This is a genomic window from Bacteroides sp. 14(A) (assembly GCF_000526555.1).
Taxonomy (GTDB): Bacteria; Bacteroidota; Bacteroidia; order Bacteroidales; family Bacteroidaceae; genus Bacteroides; species Bacteroides cellulosilyticus.
On sequence record NZ_JAGH01000002.1, the window covers coordinates 1,804,575 to 1,826,274 of the forward strand.

15 protein-coding genes and 1 pseudogene are annotated in these 21,700 nt (G+C 46.9%); 8 read left to right on the top strand and 8 right to left on the bottom strand.

The genetic code is table 11. From position 1 onward, the window contains the following. Positions 1-35 precede the first annotated feature (35 nt). Positions 36-2,384 carry a BamA/TamA family outer membrane protein gene (locus K429_RS0114160; protein ID WP_026367291.1) on the top strand — a complete coding sequence of 783 codons (2,349 nt, stop codon included), beginning with the start codon at positions 36-38 and terminating at the stop codon, positions 2,382-2,384. Positions 2,385-2,509: 125 nt separating this feature from the next. Then, entirely contained in the window at positions 2,510-3,421 is a 912-nt protein-coding gene (locus K429_RS0114165; RefSeq protein WP_007219823.1) for a hypothetical protein, read from the top strand. A 246-nt stretch (positions 3,422-3,667) separates the two neighbouring features. Here the strand turns inward: K429_RS0114165 and K429_RS0114170 are convergent, their stop codons facing one another. From K429_RS0114170 to K429_RS0114190, 5 genes are all read right to left on the bottom strand, one after another. Next, positions 3,668-5,329, bottom strand: a complete 1,662-nt coding sequence (locus K429_RS0114170; RefSeq protein WP_026367292.1) for an ABC transporter ATP-binding protein — start codon at positions 5,327-5,329, stop codon at positions 3,668-3,670. Positions 5,330-5,335: 6 nt separating this feature from the next. Then, positions 5,336-6,451, bottom strand: a complete 1,116-nt coding sequence (locus tag K429_RS0114175) for a nucleotidyltransferase family protein (protein WP_026367293.1) — start codon at positions 6,449-6,451, stop codon at positions 5,336-5,338. Positions 6,452-6,454: 3 nt separating this feature from the next. Then, entirely contained in the window at positions 6,455-6,721 is a 267-nt protein-coding gene (locus K429_RS0114180) for a PqqD family protein (RefSeq protein ID WP_007209623.1), read from the bottom strand. An 85-nt stretch (positions 6,722-6,806) separates the two neighbouring features. Continuing rightward, the gene (locus tag K429_RS0114185; protein ID WP_022209262.1) at positions 6,807-7,301 is read right to left on the bottom strand and encodes a S24/S26 family peptidase; all 495 of its coding nucleotides are present in this window, start codon (positions 7,299-7,301) and stop codon (positions 6,807-6,809) included. Positions 7,302-7,466: 165 nt separating this feature from the next. After that, the gene (locus tag K429_RS0114190; protein WP_026367294.1) at positions 7,467-8,411 is read right to left on the bottom strand and encodes a hypothetical protein; all 945 of its coding nucleotides are present in this window, start codon (positions 8,409-8,411) and stop codon (positions 7,467-7,469) included. Between the two features lie 173 nt (positions 8,412-8,584). On the opposite strand from K429_RS0114190, the pseudogene K429_RS0114195 reads away from it, so the two are divergent. Further along, positions 8,585-9,532: pseudogene (locus K429_RS0114195) on the top strand (glycoside hydrolase family 43 protein); the annotation flags it as partial. Between the two features lie 47 nt (positions 9,533-9,579). Here K429_RS0114195 and K429_RS0114200 read toward each other — a convergent pair. Next, positions 9,580-9,849, bottom strand: coding sequence for a hypothetical protein (locus K429_RS0114200; protein ID WP_007219829.1), 270 nt, complete (start codon positions 9,847-9,849; stop codon positions 9,580-9,582). Positions 9,850-9,958: 109 nt separating this feature from the next. Further along, the gene (locus K429_RS0114205) at positions 9,959-11,437 is read right to left on the bottom strand and encodes a DUF3943 domain-containing protein (RefSeq protein WP_026367296.1); all 1,479 of its coding nucleotides are present in this window, start codon (positions 11,435-11,437) and stop codon (positions 9,959-9,961) included. Positions 11,438-11,783: 346 nt separating this feature from the next. Here K429_RS0114205 and K429_RS0114210 point away from each other — a divergent pair, with 346 nt between their 5' ends. After that, the gene (locus tag K429_RS0114210; protein ID WP_007219831.1) at positions 11,784-11,972 is read left to right on the top strand and encodes a hypothetical protein; all 189 of its coding nucleotides are present in this window, start codon (positions 11,784-11,786) and stop codon (positions 11,970-11,972) included. Between the two features lie 53 nt (positions 11,973-12,025). On the opposite strand, the gene K429_RS0114215 is transcribed toward K429_RS0114210, so the two are convergent. Then, a complete protein-coding gene (locus K429_RS0114215) occupies positions 12,026-12,871 on the bottom strand; it encodes an AraC family transcriptional regulator (RefSeq protein WP_007209631.1) in 846 nt (281 codons plus the stop codon). A gap of 223 nt (positions 12,872-13,094) precedes the next feature. On the opposite strand from K429_RS0114215, the gene K429_RS0114220 reads away from it, so the two are divergent. The 4 genes from K429_RS0114220 (at position 13,095) to purH (ending at position 21,700) form a co-directional block, all read left to right on the top strand. Then, positions 13,095-14,588, top strand: coding sequence for an ATP-binding protein (locus K429_RS0114220; protein ID WP_026367297.1), 1,494 nt, complete (start codon positions 13,095-13,097; stop codon positions 14,586-14,588). Between the two features lie 1,364 nt (positions 14,589-15,952). Then, positions 15,953-17,914, top strand: coding sequence for a ribosomal protection-like ABC-F family protein (gene abc-f, locus K429_RS0114230; RefSeq protein ID WP_026367298.1), 1,962 nt, complete (start codon positions 15,953-15,955; stop codon positions 17,912-17,914). A 25-nt stretch (positions 17,915-17,939) separates the two neighbouring features. Next, on the top strand, positions 17,940-19,976 hold the full coding sequence (locus K429_RS0114235) for a M13 family metallopeptidase (RefSeq protein ID WP_007219707.1): 2,037 nt from the start codon (positions 17,940-17,942) through the stop codon (positions 19,974-19,976). Positions 19,977-20,176: 200 nt separating this feature from the next. Continuing rightward, on the top strand, positions 20,177-21,700 hold the full coding sequence (purH, locus tag K429_RS0114240; RefSeq protein ID WP_007209636.1) for a bifunctional phosphoribosylaminoimidazolecarboxamide formyltransferase/IMP cyclohydrolase: 1,524 nt from the start codon (positions 20,177-20,179) through the stop codon (positions 21,698-21,700).

A 21,700-nucleotide genomic window follows, 5' to 3' on the forward strand; every position in this document is an offset into this window, starting at 1 on the left:
AAAGAAATAACAATAGCGCAATTTAAAGAATCAAAATGAAGAAACTCGTATACATCCTCCTTGCAACCCTGCTTCTAGCAGCCTGCTCCACTACTAAGCACCTGCCCGAAGGCGAAGTGCTCTACACCGGTCAGAAGCCGATGATTGTAGAGAACCGCTCTGATACCAAGGTAGGCGAGACTGCTATGGAAGAAGTGGAAGCCGCCCTTGCCAAAGCTCCCAATAACTCCCTGCTCGGTAGCTCCGAATACCGCATCCCTTTTCCATTCGGACTGTGGGTGTATAATGGTTTTGCGAAGTACAAAAAAGGTTTTGGTAAGTGGATATTCAATCGCTTTGCCGCCACTCCCGTACTCATATCTTCCGTTAATCCGGACATCCGGCAGAAAGTAGCGACGAATATCCTGCACGATTATGGGTACTTCAATGGCACGGTAAGTTATCAAACTTTCGTTAATCCTAAGGACAGTCTGAAAGCTAAATTGCAATACACGGTCGATATGCGTAACCCGTACTTCATTGATACCGTATATTATCGGGGATTCAATAGTACGACGATGCAGATTATCAACCTTGGCCGCCGGCGCTCCCTGATCAGTCCGGGTGAACAGTTCAATGTTACTGATCTTGATGGTGAGCGTACCCGCATCAGCGGTTTGCTGCGTAATATGGGGTATTATTATTTTCGCCCTGACTACCTGACTTACCAGGCCGATACAACTCTCGTTCCCGGTGGGCACGTCAGCCTGCGCATGATTCCTGTTCCCGGTATGCCGAAGGACGCCGAACGCCCTTTCTTTGTAGGTAAAACTAATTTCTACCTCCACGGCCCGCAAGGACAAATACCCAATGACAGTCTTTACTACAAGACTTTCTGGATACACTATTACGATAAACTGAAGATACGTCCCAATATGCTCCACCGTTGGCTGAACTACCAAGGTTACCAACGGAAACGCCAGGAACTGGACAAGGGAGGTATGCGCCGTCGTCCGGAAAAGCTATATAGCCAATACCGGCAAACCCGTATCCAGGAGCGTCTGGCAAGTGTGGGTATCTTCCGTTATCTGGAGATGCAGTACACACCCCGCGATACGGCACTCGTTTCCGATACGCTGGATGTGAATATCCGTGCCATGTTGGATAAACCGTATGATGCCGAATTGGACTTTAATGTCACCATGAAGAGCAATAACCAGACCGGTCCCGGTGCCGCCTTCACCGTAACGAAGAACAACGTCTTCGGTGGTGGTGAAACCTGGAATGTGAAAGTGAACGGTTCTTATGAATGGCAGACGGGTAAGAACAGCAGCTCGCTGATGAATAGCTACGAGTTGGGCCTATCTTCTGCACTTACCTTCCCACGTATCGTCTTCCCCCGGATGGGTACCAAGGAATATGACTTCCCGGCTTCCACCACCTTCCGTGTCTACATAGACCAGATGAACCGTGCCAAGTACTACAAACTGCTTGCTTTCGGTGGAAACGTCACGTATGACTTTCAGCCTGTGCCTACCCGGAAACATAGTATCACGCCCTTCCAACTGACATTTAATGTGTTGCGCAATCCGACTGCGGCTTTTGAAGAAATACAGGCTCAGAACCCGGCTCTTTACATCAGTCTCCGTAATCAGTTTATTCCCAAGATGGAATATACCTACACCTATGATAACGCTTCTCTTCGCAATGTACGTAATCCCATCTGGTGGCAGACTACATTCGGATCTGCCGGTAATCTGACCTCTTTGATTTATAAGGCATTCGGACAGTCTTTCAGCAAGGAAGACAAGAAATTGCTGGGAGTACCTTTCGCACAATTCTTGAAGCTGAATTCGGAATTCCGCTATCACTACAGGATAGACAAGAACCAGATGATTGCTTCCCGTATTGCAGGAGGAGTAATCTGGTCCTACGGAAATGCAACGACTGCGCCTTATACCGAACAGTTCTATATTGGTGGCGCCAACAGTATCCGTGCCTATTCTGCCCGCAGTATCGGTCCCGGTGGCTATCCACCCGATAAAGAGAAAAAGTATTCCTATATCAACCACGTGGGCGATATCCGTATGGAAGCAAACGTGGAATACCGCTTCCGTATTCTCGGCGACCTGCACGGAGCTATTTTCCTCGATGCAGGTAATGTCTGGTTGATGCGTAAGGATAAAGACCGTCCTGATGGACAGCTGACGTTGAAGAATTTCCCGAAACAGGTTGCTTTGGGTACCGGTGCCGGTCTGCGTTACGACCTGGACTTCCTTGTATTCCGTTTTGACTGGGGAGTGGCACTGCATGATCCGTATGATACAGGTAAGAAGGGATATTATAATATTCCGAAGTTTAAAGATGGTATGGCATGGCATTTTGCTATCGGTTATCCGTTCTAATGGCGGGTTTTGTACGATAGAGCTAAAATATGAACCAATTGTCTACCTTTCTTGACTTTATTTTTTGTAATTTTGCCCCGTAATCAAAACAAGGATACACTAACCTTTTTAAATAATAACTAAGTATGAAACCAACTTTATTCTTATTGGCAGCCGGAATGGGCAGCCGTTACGGTGGCTTGAAGCAATTGGACGGACTGGGTCCGAATGGCGAAACTATTATGGACTATTCAATTTATGACGCCATTAACGCCGGATTTGGTAAGCTCGTTTTCGTAATCCGTAAGGATTTTGAGAAAGACTTCCGTGATAAAATTATTTCCAAATACGAAGGTCATATCCCGTGCGAATTGGTGTTCCAGTCTATCGACGATCTGCCCGAAGGCTTCACTTGCCCCGAAGGTCGTACGAAGCCCTGGGGAACCAACCACGCCGTAATGATGGGTGCTGATGTAATTCAGGAACCGTTTGCCGTTATCAACTGCGACGACTTCTATGGTCGCGATTCTTTCCAGGTAATGGGTAAATTCCTTTCTGCACTGCCCGAAGATTCAAAGAATGTATATTCAATGGTAGGTTTCCGCATTGGTAATACACTGAGCGATAGCGGTACTGTATCTCGCGGTCTTTGCGGTACGGATGCCAACAATCTGCTGACTTCTGTTGTAGAACGCACTAAGATTCAACGTATGGACGGAGAAGTGAAATACATTGATGATAATGGCGAATGGACGGCTACTCCCGAAACTACTCCGGTAAGTATGAACTTCTGGGGCTTTACTCCCGATTACTTCGCATACAGCTGCGATTTCTTCAAGAGCTTCTTGAGCGATCCGAAGAATATGGAGAATCTGAAGAGTGAATTCTTCATTCCGTTGATGGTAGATAAATTGATTCAGGACGGTGTCGCTACATGCGAGGTCCTCGATACTACAAGCAAATGGTTTGGCGTGACTTATCCTGAGGATCGTCAAAGTGTTGTAGATAAAATCCAGGCTTTAGTGGATGCGGGTGAATATCCTGCCAAGCTATTTTAAGTCTGGAGAACTTTGCGAAAGCAAATTTAAAATTAGGAATGAAAGGGAGTCATCGTGAGATGGTTCCCTTTCTTAATTTCATGGCAATGCGTCTTTCTGACCGAAGATAGAGACCGGACGGCTGAAGCATATAGTCTTATCACCTGTTTGATGCTTTGATATGATCCGGTTCATTACGAGGGGTGATGCAAAAGGTGGCATCTTTTGCTGTTAAAGATGAAGGCGAGATGAATGCAAGATGGATGCTTAAAGTTGTATAGTTGCTTCGCAAGCCTCGGCTACTGCCGGATGGTGTGTGATGAAGATGAATGTTTTGCCTGTGCAGTCTCTGCGCAGGTTTTTTATTAGTTGCCGTTCCGTTTCGGGATCGAGGGCGGAAGTAGCTTCGTCCAGCAGCAGGATGTGTCCGGGACGGAGGAGGGCGCGGGCGATGGCGATACGCTGGGCTTGTCCTTCGCTGAGGCCGCCACCTTGTTCGTTGAGGTTGGTATCTATTCCGTCCGGTAAAGAGAGAACGAAGTCAGCACAGGCGGTACGGAGAGCCTGGAGCATTTCGGCTTCGGTGGCATGAGGGTTACCCATTAGCAGGTTGTCGTGAATGGTACCGCTGAAAAGAGTGTTTCCCTGGGGGACATAGACGAAGTTGGAACGGGTTTGAGGGGAAACTTCGAGAGTTGAGAGTTGAAAGTTGAGAGTTGAGAGTGGGGGCTGCGCTGTGTTTGCAGGCGAAAGGGTGATGCTTCCTTCTTGCGGAGTGGCGAGTGCGAGAAGCAACCGGATCAAGGTAGTTTTTCCGGCACCGGTTTCACCCAATACGACAGTGCAGCTTCCGGCGGGGAAGTTGCAGGAGAAGTGATTTAATATAGGTCGGTCTCCTGTTGAATAACTGAATGTGACATCCTTCAATTGTAAGTCCGGGGTTTGGGGGAACAGTTGTGCGGTTCCACTTGCTTCGGAGGGAAGTTCTTCCAGTTCCATCAGTCGCTCTACGGCGGTGAGGGCATTGATAAAGGAAGGCAGCAGGCGTGAAAGATCGAGGGCAGGTCGTTGCACTTTTCCTACCAATTGCAGGAAGGCGGTCATTGTTCCGAAGGTGATACTCCCTGTGCTAAGGCGTACTGCCCCCCAAAGAAATGCTGTAAGATAGCCGCCGGAAAACGCAAATGCCACCAGCATACGTGCAGAGAGCGAAAAGCGGGTACGACCGAATATCTGACTACGGAGTGCATCTTGCAGATCATCCAGTTTTCCGATATGCCGGTCGCTTTGTTCCAGGGTTTTGATGACGGTTCGGTGTTGCAGGCTTTCTTGTATAACGGATTGGATACGGCTGTCGCTCTGCCGGATTTCACGGGTGTAGCGGCGCATTCGTTTCATATAGAAGTGGCTACCCAATAGGAAAATAGGTAGAATGCCTACCACTACCCAAGGCAGGGACGGATCGAGAAAGCAGAAGAATACGAATGCGGCTACCAACTGAACGATGGTAACTATGAAAGCCGGAATTGTACTGGTCAGTACCCCCACGATAGCGGCGGTATCTTGTTCCACCCGGTTTACGATATCGCCGGTGTGGAAGCGTTCCAATTCGTTCCAACGGCTTTGTAATAGACGGGAGAATAGGCGGTGGCGCAGTGCGTTTCCAGTTTCCACTTGCATACGGGCACTGAGCCAGGTGTCGACGGCTCCGCACAGAAGTTGGGCGATTAACAAAGCGATAGTAAGGATAGCGGCATTGGTCAGGCTTCCGATGGCGGCACCTGTGGCAATGTCGATGACGACCTTGGAAGCATAAATAAAGGCAAGAGAAACCGCTACCCCAATGATACCTGTGAGGCAGGAGAGGAGAATACGTCCCCGTTGTCCGTGAGATACTTCCCAGATGTACTTTATTTGTTCTGTCTTCATAATGAGTTAGTTACGAGCTGCAAACTTGTTAATTTGTATTGTTACTGTTCCCTTTATCAGCGTTACCGGATACCATAACGCCTCATTGGGAGCAAACTTTCGCAGCTTCATGCAGCGTTTGGTTGCCCGGCAGAAAGTGTGCCATTTTCCGGCCCAATAACCTTTGGGACGTGGCTTGATGCGTGCGTCATGCTGACCGAAGTTTCCGGTAGCAAAGATATCATCCAGTAAGATTTCTCCTGCCCGTTCCATACCTTTGACGGAGAAGGGCAGGTTGTCTTCCGGCAAACCCAGATAATGCACGGCGATATATCCGAAAGCTTTTGCGGCACGTAGCAATCCTACTTTGCGGAAATACTTTTCCAGCAAAAGTTTGTCAATATCTTCATGACGTGTTGCCAACAGACGGGTCCAGTCGCAAACTTGGCGAAGGCCGATGCCGCTGTTCAGGAAATGGACGAATGCATGCATGAAGATATACAGCGCATTGAATGTTACAGGCGGGAGGCTGACGGGATATTCGTGTATCTCTCTTGTTTCAGCATGCTGTGGGTACCATTCCTGTATCAGACGCTGGAAGTACCGGTTACCTGCCGGATTGTTAATCCGCAGGATGATACGATGGTTTTCTATATGAACGCCATGAAATGAATAGCTGGCGTGTTTGTCCGATGCTTCTCCTTCTGCCTCTGCACCGTGACGGAACAAAATATTGTTGGCTATGGGCTGTCCTTCCTTTCCGATATAGACGTCGATGTCGCCACATTGACGGTGCAATGGGTTTATGTAGTGAGTGGCGATGCCTTGTCCTTTCAGTAGAATAGGGTGTAGACCGGCTTCCCGGTATGGCATAAAAACTTCCGGGAGTTCTTCATTCAGGCGGAGGTTAGACTGCTCGATGTGTACTACTTTAGCTGCCCATTGCAGGTAGAGCGGTCGGGGTGGGCGCAGTTCTGCCGGCAGACTGAGCACTCCGTCGAAGGTAATGGCGAGAAGGGCTTGGGTACGTGCCAGTTGGTATATTTCTTCCCAGTCGGCACTGTTCATGCTACTGAACGGGGTTGGGTCGACGGGGGTGTTCCATAATCCGGAACGTACCAAGGTTAGGAAAGTACGACGCATATGCTATTCTATGATTCCGGCTTCCAACCAGTTCTTTATCAGTTGCTCTGCATCCCGCTTTGCAGTTTCAGCGTCTACTTCGTAGTTTTCCGTAAGGAAATCGGTAAGGGTGTCGGTATTGAAATCTGTTCCTTCCACATGTTGCCAAAGGCGGGTTGCCGTAGGGTTCAGGCTGATGATATTGCTGAAATCTACGTTTCCTGTACCGTTGTGCATGATGATGTGTTCGTCACCAATCTGATGTAAAGTAAATCCGTTCTTAATTTTCATTGTTTGTATGTATTAGGGGTTGTTATTGTGATAATTTCTCATCTGCAAATGAAGCGGATGACACTGATTTTTTGTTACGCAGTATTTAATCCTGCGTTATTCGCGTCATCTGCGGATGAAAAATTTTTCTTCTTCTGAATATTGCCAATAGCCATCGCCTTACAGGGGTCAGTTTCATCCACCAAAAAGAGTAGCGCTGCCAGACACGGTCATTACACGGATATTCTTTCTCTTTACGGATGGCGGCAATCATTACTCCCATGACGTTGGCTATGTTGGTCTGTTCGGTTATTCGTATATTACCGTCTCCCAGTAGTGTTAGCTCTTGGCCGTTGCGGTGGATGATGCGGTGGAAGATAATACGTCCGTTCGTATCTCTGGCAAGTACGGCAACGCCCGGTTGTAAATCATCATCGGTAAAAGGGCCTAAAATAATACGGTCGCGACGGTCTACAAGAAACGGGTTCATACTATTTCCTCTGACTGTCAGGGTTACGGTATGTCCTTCGCTGATGAGGCGTGCTACTTCGGGTAACAGTACCTCGTTGGGGATGATTCTTTTTCGTCCGTTATCTATCATTCTTTTTCGGTTATGAGTTAAATGATAAATAATCTTTTAGACGCGGATGACACGGATGACGCGGATTTTTTTTATCCACTTTTATAGCGCAGCTTTTTAAATCCGCGTTATCCGCGTCATCCGCGTCTAAAAAATAATATACCGAATGGCACTAATCACTTATCACTAAACATTAATCACTTTTGTTCTTTTCCATATCGTATTAAAACAAATCTCCGCCGCCTCCCTGTCCGGCAAGCATTTCAGAAAATACACCGGAGTATGGGCCGCAAGATATTTCACTGTTTCGATGACACCATTATTCAATTCTCTCACTTCCTTCAGATTAGAGCACGATGGCAATAGTGATGCGAAGGCCCGTGCCGGACTCTCTCGTTGAATCTCATTCATCGGAGCCTGTTCCAATCGTACAAATGCCCCTACAGGAACAGAGTCATTCTTGTAGCAGGGTGTCTTTCCGCTCCAGGGAGAACCGTAGACTGTGGCTTCCCCTGTTTCCCAGTTGAAATGCACGATGGGATTATCATCGTTCAGCAGTTCACAGCCGGGGATATGCTTCAGCCACAACCCGCTGTGCGTACTTTTTCCCGTTCCGCTTTTGCCTTGGAAGAGATATCCCTTTCCATCTTTCTTTATGACGGAAGCGTGCATTAATACAGTATCGGAACAAGCCGTATTGAAAGCATAAATCATCATCAGGATATTGTTGAGCACAAATGCATCCGCTTCTGTTTCGTGCAGGAACAGGACACCTTTGGTAAATCCGTAGAAGAAATAAGCTGTGTACTCTTTCGGATCGTTGGGAGCGAGGATGGTAATGAGATAAGAGTCCGTATCCGGAATCACACTGATCCTGCATGTAGCACCTTCCCATTCAAACTCGACGAGTGAGCGGTATTTAGCATGGTCTTCTTCTTGGATTTCACTCTCCGGCTGGACGGCAAGTGAGAATGCTATTTTGAGTTCTTTCTTTTTGTATGTATCTAAAGATAACAGGAAAGGTTTCAGGGAGGGAATCAGCTCTTCCGTTTTCCAGTGTGGAATGGTGGAGGAAGTACCGAATAGATAAGGCCCTACTTGATATACCTGTACGTTACGCTCTCCTTTCATAATCTATAATATTTGATGTACCGGTGTAAAGGTAGAGGAATTCTTCTGATTGGACAACTGAATTTTACACAATATTACAGGTATCGGTTCATTTCTCCAGTCTTTTCCGTTTCGGTATGTTCCGGGGATGCTATATCTTTGTAGGCAATGAAATCATTAATCTTGAATAAACCATGAAAACTGTACTTATCTGGTTGACTTTGTGTTTCGGCACCCTGATGACCACTTATGCCAATGGAACGGCTTATCTTTTTTCCTATTTCATCAACGACAGCAAAGACGGACTGCATCTGGCTTATAGTTACGATGGTCTGAACTGGACCGCCCTGAACGGTGGCAAGTCATACCTGACCCCTGCCGTGGGTAAAGATAAACTGATGCGTGACCCGAGTATCTGCCAGGCACCCGATGGCACCTTTCACATGGTCTGGACTTCCAGTTGGACCGACCGGATTATCGGCTATGCCTCTTCCCGCGACTTGGTTCATTGGAGCGAGCAGCGAGCCATCCCCGTCATGATGCACGAACCGACTGCCCACAATTGCTGGGCGCCCGAACTTTTCTACGATGAGCCGTCGCAGACATATTATATCTTCTGGGCAACCACCATTCCCGGCCGTCATAAAGAAGTGGCAACCAGTGAGAGTGAGAAAGGCTTGAACCATCGCATGTACTACGTAACCACGAAAGATTTCCAGACCTTCTCGAAGACCAAAATGTTTTTCAACCCCGATTTCAGCGTCATTGATGCTGCCATCGTGAAAGACCCGAAGAACGAGGAGCTGATTATGGTGGTGAAGAATGAAAACTCCAATCCTCCGGAGAAGAATCTCCGCATTACCCGTACCAGAAATCTGGCGAAAGGATTCCCTACTAAAGTTTCCCCTTCTATCACTGGAAACTACTGGGCTGAAGGACCTGCCCCCTTGTTTGTAGGTGATACGCTCTATGTTTATTTCGATAAATACCGCGACCACCGTTACGGCGCAGTCCGTTCACTGGATCATGGCGAGACTTGGGAAGATGTGTCCGATCTGGTTTCATTCCCTCGTGGCATCCGTCACGGGACGGCTTTTGCTGTGGATACTTCCGTTGTGGAAGCTTTGATTGCAAACTGCAATTTTCCTTTATTGGGCTCCCGGAAAGGTGATTGAGATGCTTCACGTTTTCAGTCACCATTACATTCGTCAAAGGATACTATTTTGCGAGTGCGGTTGCTCGTTCTTTCCTTGCGGATGTTTTCTTCCATATGGTCTGTTTCGGGATCATCGGCCCATACACCAAAAAGATCTTCCAACTTTCCGTTGCCGGTTCTGTTCTTAGCTTCTTTCTTTAATATGGAGTCGGTGAGCATCTTTATCAGATGTAGTTTGGCTTCATCGCTCAGTGACTTCAGCATATCGAAGTAGCTACTTGCCAGTTTAAGGCTCATGTCCATAACTCATCTCCTTTCTTGTTGATTTATAGTGGTAAAGATAAGGTTTGCCTGTGGCTTCTGCAACAAATTACGGGGAAAATATGTTTCCTCCGTCACCTTTCCGAAGTCTCTAATATTTATAAGTCAGCATCAGACGCCCTTCCGAAGTATTGGAAAACACATTGGCGTGATACCTGTATTTGGTATCGCGGGTGTAGTTCATAAATGTGCCGGTGAGGTACAGTTGTTTCCGCAATTTCAGGTCCAGCCGGAGGCCGACTGCATGGAGAATGGCCCTCGAACGGTCGCCCTGTGCATTGAGTGTCTTCGGTTCCACTTCGTCCCAGTTGATGTCTTGGGGATACCCTTTCCAAGTGAACATGTGGTAGACTTCGTAGATGGTGGATATAGCAAGACGGTCCTTGTAGGTAAAGTTAAAGTTGAGCTTGCTACTGTAGCCGCTGGCCAGGTTGTAGATGCGTTCGTCCACTTGATAATAGTCGCTGAGGGCACCTCCCAGAAGGATGGCGTTGAGGTAGGCGTAACCATCTATTCCCCAGTTTCGTTTGAGGTTTCTTTTGTAGATGAGGCCACCGCCCACGGAAGCGGGTGTACAGAATTTATAAGGTACTTTTGCCGATACTGCCGATATCGTGTCCGAATCGTAGTAGTCGAAGTGCTGGTACAGCCCAAGGCTGAGGTAGTGCTTTTCATTGTTCACCAACTCTTTGGCTACCAGTCGGCCAACAATGTTTATCTGTCCCAGAACCGGTTGATCTTTCTGCCAGTTCAGGTTTGCCTGGATGGAGAAATAGTCGTAGGGTTTGGTATCTTCCGCATCGAAGCGGTCGCCGTATTCGATGTTGATTTCGGAGGCCATACCCACACCTTTGTCCAGAATCTCGTCTTTCAGTTCCAGGGTACGTATACCCAGAGATACATCCACACTTACATCGGGTACACCGAATTGCTTACCCGAAGTGGAACGCCGCTTCCAGGCATCTCCGTTGATAATACGGGTCAAGCCGCGCATAGGAGACACCAGGAATCCGGCAAACTCCAGTCCGAAGCGTGACCAACCGGTTTTCCGATCGTCGAGGATGAGGTCGGAAACCCTGTAAGTCACTTCACCCAAGGCCATACCACCGATAGGGGTGGCAATGATGTCGTTGGTAGAGGGATATTCGTTCTCCATAAACATCTCCCACATGAAGCTGCCGCCGAAGGCAAAGAGTCCGGACTGCCAGAAATTGTATCCGTTGGACCGGGCTGAGTTGAAGTACAGACTGCCGTGGTAGGGGTGCATGAACATATTGGTGCCCATGGCGTCATTGTCCCACACGAAGCCATGCTTGAGGTTATCCTTGATAGTACGTCCGTTGATGTAGGCAAAGTCAGCCTTACGGATATAGCGGTCGAAGGCCCAGACTCCCATATTAATGCCGAAGACCATGGTGCCCGCCTGAAGTCCCTTTTTGTGGGAGTAATAGTCTATATCGAGCGAGTCGGCAGGTCGGGGAGTGGCTAAACGATGGCGGATGGCGAGTTGTGGATAAGCCACATTAACGGCTATCAGGAAAGTGAGCAGAGTCAGCAGTAACTTTTTCATGATGCAAACTTAGGGATTTTTATTAAATGCACGTAGTTGTATTTTTCGTAAAAAGTCTCTAGTACTTCTTAATTAACTCGTTTGCAACATAAAAGGTTCACGAAAGGGGGGAGATTGGTACGCGTTCGTCCGCTCCATTCGCGTTGTCCGCATACCAATTATTCTCCGGATGAATCGAAAATTATGGCTTGTGCTGCATGGATTTGGGGGAGTTTCTTTATCTTTGTCGCAGTTGCTACGGTGAAAATGCCGGCAACTCTAAATTCTTACTAAGAATATGTTGAAGGTGGTCCTACTCTTCCGACACGGATGTATGAAATAGAACTCTTTAAAACCATAGAAAGTTATGTCAAACGATGAGTGGAAGGAATTAAGCGAGAAATTGCACTATGGGTTGGCACTGGCCGAGCAACGCATGCTTGAGAAAAGAGCACAGCGGAACGAAACTGTGATAGTGGGTACACCTGATGGTGAAATAAAAGCCATTCCTGCCCGCCGTCTGCTTCGTAAGGCAAAGCTGCGCAAGATGAAATAAATATCTTCACTTGCTGGGAATGCAGAAACAATCCTTCTTCTTCTGTAATCCTGTTATCTTACCGAATTCCGAAACATTTGCGGCGTCACCCCTGTATGCTTCTTAAAGAATTTATTGAAGAAGGCGGCATTATTGAACCCCAGACTCAGCGCAATATCCTTCACCTGCGTATTCTCCGTGCGCAGTTGCGTCTTGGCATCCATGATGAGTGTCCTGTTGATAATCTCCATTGCCGTATGTCCCGACTCCTTCTTGACAAGCCGGCAAAGGGCGGACGGTTGCATATTCATCTTCTTGGCATAATACACCACTTGATGCTCACGGGCATATTCCTCATGTACCATTCGGACAAAAATCCGGTACTGATGGAAATGTCTGCTGCCTGGCGTCTCTTTCAGTTTCGCCTGTTCCGGACAAAGTTCGGATACCCCCTGCAACATCAGACTTAGGAACGACTGCAACACAGCCTCACTCAACTTCTCCCCAACCTCTTTATAAAGGTGCGACAGAAACGTAAACATCTCCGAGTAAAGTTGCGAAACCATTTCCGACAGCGAGAAAACATAATGCTTGCCGATGATATGAAACTTATCCATCATATTCTTGCCCATTCCGGCATTCTGGATCAGTCGCTGCGAGAACATGACAGCATGTATTTCCACATCATCCGATGCGGTCAGTAGCTGGACGAAAGTCTCGGGAGGAACAACTATCAGCTCATTCACCCCAATCCGATATTCGGTATGATTAATAATTGTCTTCAGCGAACCCTTGCTGCAAAGAGCGAAAATGCCTCCCTCCGTCTTGTAAGCCCGTCCCGACAAATGGCTCAGCCCACTTGCCGTGATCTGCTGATATGCAATGAAGTCGGCATTTATATTGAATTTAGTTATACTCATGTCTTATCTTTTAGGCTTGCAAAATTGAATGATATTGATTTATAATCAGCAGGAATAACCGTTAAATTCGACTCTCTGTCCCTTTTCGTCCCGTTAAAAGATGTAAAGGTGTGAATGACGGAATATATCTGTGCCAAAATGGAATATTAATTTCTTCCGGTTTGTTTGTTGCCTACCCGTTTAAGCCCGACCTTTGCCGTCTACACGATAAACATAACCCTTTATGAACCCTGATATACCCCAAGAAGTACGGATAGTGAACGCCATTGCCGAACAATTGTTCGATGTATGGCCCGTCAGCATTGTCATGATCGACCTTGAAGACCGCATCTGGCGCGTGAACAAGCAGATGAGTGATGAACTCCAACTGGATACGGACATCCTCGGTAAGTCTGTCTTCGATTTGTTGGAAGTAGTGCAGGATAAGCAGAATGTCCTGCCTCGTTATTTACAGGAACTGCACGAAGGTTGCCAGCGCATCATCCCCTTGTCTTCCAACTGTTTCATCTATGAACAGAAGCGGCACATCAGTTTTCTGATACAAGGTGCCTTGATAGGCGTGTATGAAGAAGAGCGGCTGGTAAGAATCGTACTCTATTACCGCAATGTGCTGGAAGAAAGTACCCGGAAACATCTGCTAAACATCGCCCTGAGTCGTACGCAGATATTCCAGTGGTCGTACGACCTGGAACGTAATCTTATGATTATCGATCCCCGCTATTTCGAATATTTGGGTATCCCTACCCGCGACTACACCCTCACCCCCGAAGAGTTTGCTTATTTGATACATCCCGACGACCGTCAGTCGGTGTTTGATGCCTTAACCTTGCAGCTGGATGGTAATCTATATGAAGCTCCTGTAGAATACCGCCTCCGCCGCGACGACGGCAGTTGGGAATGGTTCGAAGCCCAGTCCACCTACGTCGGGCAGCTGAAAGAAGCCCCTTACCGTATTGTCGGCATCTGTATGAGCACTCAGAAATACAAGGATACCGAAGACTGTTTGAACGAAGCCCTGCGTAAAGCCCGGCACAGTGATGAACTGAAAAGTATCTTCCTTGCCAATATGAGCCACGAAATACGCACCCCGCTCAATGCCATCGTAGGTTTTTCCTCCCTGCTGGCCCATGGAGACTCAGACCTGACCAAGGACGACATCATCGAATTTACCTCTCTGATTGAAAAGAACAGCCAGCTGTTGATGGTCCTGATATCCGACATCCTGGACCTCTCCAAGATAGAGTCGAACACCATGGAGTTCAACTTCTGCAACATCTCCCTCCATCAGGTACTGAATGAGATAGGCAGTGCGCAAAGAATGAATATGAAGAAAGGCGTGGAACTGTTGCTGGATCTTCCTGGACAGGAGATCACTATTGCTACCGATCCCACTCGCCTGAGCCAGGTTATCAACAATCTGGTGAACAATGCGATTAAGTTTACCTCCGAAGGAAATATCTGTATAGGCTACCGGCCTGCCACTTGCAATTGTGTAAAGATATTTGTGGAAGATACGGGAACAGGCATGGCCAAAGAAGTGATAGAACATATCTTTGACCGTTTTTACAAAGGAGATGCCTTCAAGCAAGGCACAGGACTGGGGCTGGCCATCTGCCGGACAATCGCTGAACGTTTCAAGGGGAAGATCGAAGTAGCGTCTACGCCCGGAAAGGGCACACGCTTTACAATCATCCTGCCGCTGAAAGTAGAAGAATGAGTGGGTGCATAATGGTATAGTAATGAGTTTTCACCACAGAGTAACACAGAGTTTCACGGAGTTATATTCTTTTGATTTCAAATTGATTAAACTCTGTGAAACTCTGTGGTGAATTAATTCATAACCAATAGAAATTTAATTCATATTCTGAATATTGGCTATATACACCGGATGCGTAGCATCTATATATCGAACATGTTGCATCTATATATCGGACATGCAGTATCTATATATCCAATACCACCGATATATAGATGCTAAAAGAGTAGGATGAAAGAAAAGCGTTCAGTCTTTCCGATACAGATAATTGAACGCAGGCTCTGGAAGTTTTAGGTAATCCGCTATTCATTCTGTCAATCACGAGGTTTATGCAGTGTAAGGAAACCGGAGAATCGGTTATTTCTCCTTTTACAGGAAGTTAGGAGTTTGTTGGCAAGAAGTTAACTTCCTGTCGACAAACTCCCAACTTCTTGTCGACAAGAAATTGGAAGTTTGTAATATATTGATAATCAGAGATGATTTTTTTTTTTCTTGTATAAAAAAGATATTCGTACATATATATTACTTGCTTTTTTCATGCCTCGATCATTACCTGAAATTACATTGCTTGTTGTGGATGAGAACAAGCAATGCAATCACCCACAACATTACTTGTACCGGATCACATCATTACTTGTTTTCAGATCAAATATTCTTGAAAAAGAACTTGATCATTCTTCATAAAACAACTTGGTACATAAATGATCGTATCCCCTATTTATTTTTCCCCAATTAGAGAAATCATTTTCCTTAATTGGGAAAAAATATTTCTCCAATAGGGAAAATAGAACGTCCATTTATATCAAGTTATTTTTTAACATTACTGAGTCATAAAACAACTTTTTCTTCTTTCAGTCTTTCAGTTTTTCCCGAGCTCCCTGTTCATCGGCATTCCGGCTGAAAGATGCCTGAAACAACATTCAGGTCGGAAGTTTCAGCCGGAATGCCGATGAACAGGGAGCTCGGGGAGGGCTGAAAGACTGAAAGAACGGAAAGAGCATTTCTCTCAAAAAGGTATAGAAAAGAACAAAAGTGATTAGTGATTAGTGTTTGGTGATAAGTGATTAGCGCCATTCGGTATGTTATTTTTTAGACGCGGATGACACGGATGACGCGGATCTTTTTTTTATCCACGTTTATAGCGCAGCCTTTTAAATCCGCGTTATCCGTGTCATCCGCGTCTAAAAGATTATTTATCATTTAACTCATAACCCTACATAAATGAATGAATTCCGCCAACGAGTTACAATAATATAGGTTTACGATGTCATATCCCGCTGGAAATCGTTACCTTTGCAGCCCTGAACGATAAATTCATTGACACTATGATATCAGTAGAAGGACTGAAAGTAGAATTTAATGCAACCCCTCTGTTCGAAGACGTCTCTTACGTAATCAACAAAAAAGACCGCATCGCCCTGGTGGGCAAGAATGGTGCGGGTAAGTCTACCATGCTCAAGATATTGGCCGGACTACAGCAGCCCACTTCCGGCGTCGTTGCCATTCCCCGCGAATGTACTATCGGTTACCTGCCACAGGTGATGATTCTCAGTGATAAGCGTACCGTGATGCAAGAGGCGGAACTGGCTTTCGAACACATCTTCGAAATGCAAGCAGACATTGAACGCATGAACCAGCAACTTGCCGAACGCACCGATTATGACAGCGAAGAATACCATAAACTCATCGACCGTTTCACTCATGAGAACGAACGTTTCCTGATGATGGGCGGCACCAACTTCCGTGCTGAAATAGAACGAACCTTGCAAGGATTAGGTTTCAGCCGCGAAGACTTCGACCGCTCCACCAGTGAGTTCTCCGGTGGTTGGCGTATGCGTATCGAACTTGCCAAACTCCTGCTTCGCCGTCCCGATGTGCTGTTGCTCGACGAACCTACCAACCACCTGGATATTGAGAGTATCCAATGGCTTGAAAACTTCCTTTCCACACGTGCCAATGCCGTGGTATTGGTGAGTCACGACCGTGCATTTCTCAATAACGTCACCACGCGCACCATTGAAATCACTTGCGGACAGATTTACGACTACAAAGTGAAGTATGACGAATTCATCGTACTGCGGAAGGAGCGTCGCGAACAGCAACTCCGTGCCTATGAGAATCAGCAAAAACAGATAGAAGATACGGAAGCCTTTATCGAGCGTTTCCGCTATAAAGCCACGAAAGCTGTGCAGGTGCAGAGCCGCATCAAACAACTGGAAAAGATAGAACGTATCGAGGTAGACGAGGAAGACAACTCTGCATTGCGCCTGAAGTTTGCTTGCAGCAGCCGTAGCGGAAGTTACCCTGTCATCTGTGAGGATGTCCGGAAGGCCTATGGTGACCATGTCATCTTCCACGATGTCAACCTGACCATAAACCGTGGTGAGAAAGTGGCGTTCGTAGGTAAGAACGGTGAAGGTAAATCCACCCTGGTAAAGTGTATCATGGGAGAAATAACCGACTATACCGGTAAGCTCACCCTCGGTCATAATGTACAGATCGGTTACTTCGCTCAGAACCAGGCACAACTCCTGGATGAAAGTTTAACGGTATTTGATACCATCGACCGCGTAGCCGTAGGCGATATCCGCCTGAAGATACGCGATATCCTTGGTGCCTTCATGTTCGGCGGTGAAGCTTCTGATAAAAAGGTGAAAGTGCTGTCTGGTGGAGAACGTACCCGCCTTGCAATGATCAAACTCCTGCTGGAACCTGTGAATTTCCTGATACTGGACGAACCGACTAACCACCTCGATATGCGTTCGAAGGATGTACTGAAAGATGCCATTCGCGAATTTGACGGTACAGTCATTTTAGTAAGCCACGACCGTGATTTCCTGGACGGACTTGCGACTAAAGTATATGAGTTCGGTGGTGGAATTGTAAAAGAACACCTCGGTGGCATCTACGACTTCCTGCAAAAGAAGCAGATAGAAAGCCTGAACGAATTACAGAAAGCCCCCGCACTTTCTACCTCACCTTCCGGTGGAAAAGAGAATGCGGATACCGCCACTCAATCTTCCGGTGCCAAGCTTTCCTATGAAGAGCAGAAGGAACTGAACAAGAAGCTCAAAAAACTGGAACGTCGCGTTGCTGACTGTGAATCGGAGATAGAGCAGACCGAGTCTGCCATCGCCATTCTCGAAGCCCGAATGGCAACTCCTGAGGGAGCTTCGGATATGGCCCTTTACGAGCAGCATCAGAAACTGAAACAACAACTCGACTCTGTGATGGAAGAGTGGGATGCCGTCTCTACCGAACTGGAAGCAGTTCGGAAAGAACAATAAAACTTATAACATTATTTTATATCTTATGAAAGTAACTCATTATTTACCTTTAGCCGCAGCTTGCCTTATGATGGTGGGATGTGGTACGGGCAAGCAGAAAGCTGAAATGACAGCCGGTATCCAGCTTGCCAATCTTGACACAACTGCCCTTCCGGGGAGTAGTTTCTATCAGTACGCCTGTGGCGGTTGGATTGAAAGCCATCCACTTTCACCTGAGTATTCACAGTACGGTTCTTTTACAGAACTTGCCGAGAATAACCGTAAGCAGATACAAGGTTTGATTGAAGAACTGGCTGCCACTCAGCATGAAGCAGGTAGTGTAGCGCAAAAGGTAGGCGACCTCTACAAGATTGTTATGGACAGCGTGAAGCTGAACAAAGAAGGTGTTGCTCCTATCAAAGCCGACTTGGAACAGATTGCTTCCCTGAAAGATAAAGAAGCTGTTTATGCTTTGCTCGCCGATCTGCGTAAACAGGGCATCGGTGCTTACCTCGGCCTCTATGTAGCTGCCGACGAAATGAACAGTAACGAGAACGCCGTGCAGCTTTATCAAAGCGGCTTGAGCATGGGCGAACGCGATTACTATCTGGCTACTGATCCTTCTACTACCGCTATCCGTGATGCCTTCCGTACTCATGTACAGAAAATGTATCAGTTGGCAGGTTTCGATGAGGCTACTGCCAAGAAAGGTATGGAAGTGGTTATGGACGTAGAAACCCGTCTTGCCAAAGCTTTCCGTTCTCGTACCGAACTGCGTGACCCGCATGCTAACTACAATAAGATGAGCATGGAAGAGGTGAAGAAGAATTATCCTACTTTCAACTGGGACGCTTACCTTTCAGGTCTTGGACTGACAGATGTGAAAGAAATCATTGTCGGCCAGCCTGCTTCGGTAGCTGAAGCTGCTAACATCCTTAACACCTTACCTGTTGATCAGCAAGTCCTTTACCTGCAATGGAAGTTGATTGACTCTGCCGCCAGCGCATTGAATGACGAGATGGCTCAGCAGAACTTTGACTTCTACGAACGCACCATGTCTGGAACGCAGGAAATGCAACCCCGCTGGAAGACTGCCGTTTCTGTAGTGAGCTCCGCACTGGGTGAAGCCGTGGGGCAAATGTATGTAGAGAAATACTTCCCTGCCGCTGCTAAGGAACGTATGATATCTTTGGTGAAGAATCTTCAGACCAGCCTGGGCGAACGCATCAACAACCTTGCCTGGATGAGCGACGAAACCAAGCTGAAAGCACAGGAAAAACTGGCTACTTTCCACGTGAAGATCGGTTATCCTGATAAGTGGAAAGACTACTCTACGTTGGAGATCAAGGACGACTCTTATTGGAACAATATCAAGCGTGCCAACCTGTGGAACTATGCCGAAATGGTTGCCAAAGCCGGCAAACCGGTAGACAAGGACGAGTGGTTGATGACTCCGCAGACCGTAAACGCTTATTACAACCCGACAACGAACGAAATCTGTTTCCCTGCCGGTATCCTGCAATATCCGTTCTTCGATATGAATGCTGACGATGCCTTCAATTACGGTGCAATCGGTGTTGTAATCGGTCATGAGATGACACACGGCTTCGACGACCAAGGTCGCCAGTACGACAAAGACGGTAATCTGAAAGACTGGTGGACGGAAGAAGATGCTAAGAACTTCGAGAAACGTGCCGATGTAATGGTTGCTTTCTTTGACAGCATCGAAGTTGCACCGGGGGTACATGCCAACGGTCGTATGACACTGGGTGAGAACATTGCCGACCACGGAGGTTTGCAAGTATCTTATCAGGCATTCAAGAAGGCTACCGCTGCCGCTCCGCTGGAAGTAAAAGACGGTTTCACTCCCGAACAACGCTTCTTCCTGGCTTATGCCAATGTTTGGGCTAACAATACCCGTCCCGAAGCCATCCTGCAATTGACGAAGATCGATGTACACTCTTTGGGCAAATGGCGTGTAGACGCTGCGTTGCCGCACATTGCTGCATGGTATGATGCATTTGGCATTACCGAAAAAGATCCGATGTATGTACCGGTAGAAGAACGCATCTCTATCTGGTAATAGTTTCATGCGGGGGAAATAAATTATTTCATTACCTGAAACTAACAAGCTCATCAGAGCGGAAGATTATGAACTAAGGCAGTAAATCCTAAACAGGATTGCTGCCTTTTTTAATTATACCTAATTTATTGTGTTTGAGTATGTGTGCAAATAAACATTTTTAGTACCTTTGCGCATCAAATACTTATATACGCAATTCCATGTCTGAAACAAAAAGAATTAAAACCGCTTTAGTATCGGTTTATCATAAGGAAGGTTTGGACGAAATCATCACCAAACTGCATGAAGAAGGAGTTGAGTTTCTGTCAACAGGCGGAACTCGTCAGTTTATAGAATCACTGGGGTATCCCTGTAAAGCAGTGGAAGACTTGACCACGTATCCCTCTATCCTGGGTGGACGTGTGAAGACCCTGCATCCGAAAGTGTTCGGTGGTATTCTCTGCCGTCGCGGACTGGAACAGGATATGCAACAGATAGAAAAATATGAAATTCCCGAAATAGACCTCGTTATCGTTGATTTGTATCCGTTTGAAGCTACCGTAGCTTCCGGTGCCGACGAGCCGACTATTATCGAGAAAATAGATATAGGCGGTATCTCACTGATCCGTGCAGCTGCCAAGAATTACAATGATGTGGTTATCATCGCTTCTCAGGCACAATACCAGCCGTTCCGCGATATGCTGATGGAACATGGAGCTACCACTTCGCTGGAAGAACGCCGTTGGTTTGCCAAAGAGGCGTTTTCCGTTTCTTCCCATTACGATTCAGCCATCTTCAACTACTTCGATGGTGAAGAAGGTTCCGCATTCCGTTGCTCTGCCAATAATCAGAAGACTTTGCGCTACGGCGAGAACCCGCATCAGAAGGGTCACTTCTACGGAAATCTGGAAGCTATGTTCGACCAGATTCACGGAAAGGAAATCTCTTACAACAACCTGCTCGATATCAATGCAGCCGTTGACCTGATCGATGAATTTGAGGAGACTACGTTTGCCGTATTGAAGCATAACAATGCTTGCGGTCTGGCTTCACGCCCTACGGTGCTCGAAGCATGGAACGATGCATTGGCCGGTGACCCGGTTTCCGCTTTTGGTGGTGTGCTCATCACAAACGGAGTGATCGATAAGGATGCGGCTGAGGAAATCAATAAAATCTTCTTTGAGGTAATTATCGCTCCTGATTACGATGTAGACGCATTGGAAATCCTGGGACAGAAGAAAAACCGTATTATTCTGGTTCGCAAGCCTGCCGCACTGCCTAAGAAGCAGTTCCGTTCTCTCTTGAATGGTGTGTTGGTACAGGACCGCGACCTGAACATCGAGAAGCCTGAAGATTTGAAAACTGCAACCACGAAAGCACCTACCGCACAGGAAATAGAAGACATGCTCTTTGCTAACAAGATTGTGAAGAACAGTAAGTCCAACGCTATTGTACTGGCTAAAGGCAAGCAATTGCTGGCAAGCGGTGTGGGACAGACTTCACGTGTGGATGCTTTGAAGCAGGCCATCGAAAAAGCCAAGAACTTCGGCTTCGACCTGAAAGGTGCCGTGATGGCATCCGACGCTTTCTTCCCCTTCCCCGACTGTGTGGAGATTGCCGGAAATGAAGGTGTGACCGCAGTTATTCAACCGGGTGGTTCCATCAAGGATCAGCTTTCGTTCGACTATTGCAACGAACATGGCATCGCGATGGTGACCACAGGAATTCGTCATTTCAAACACTAA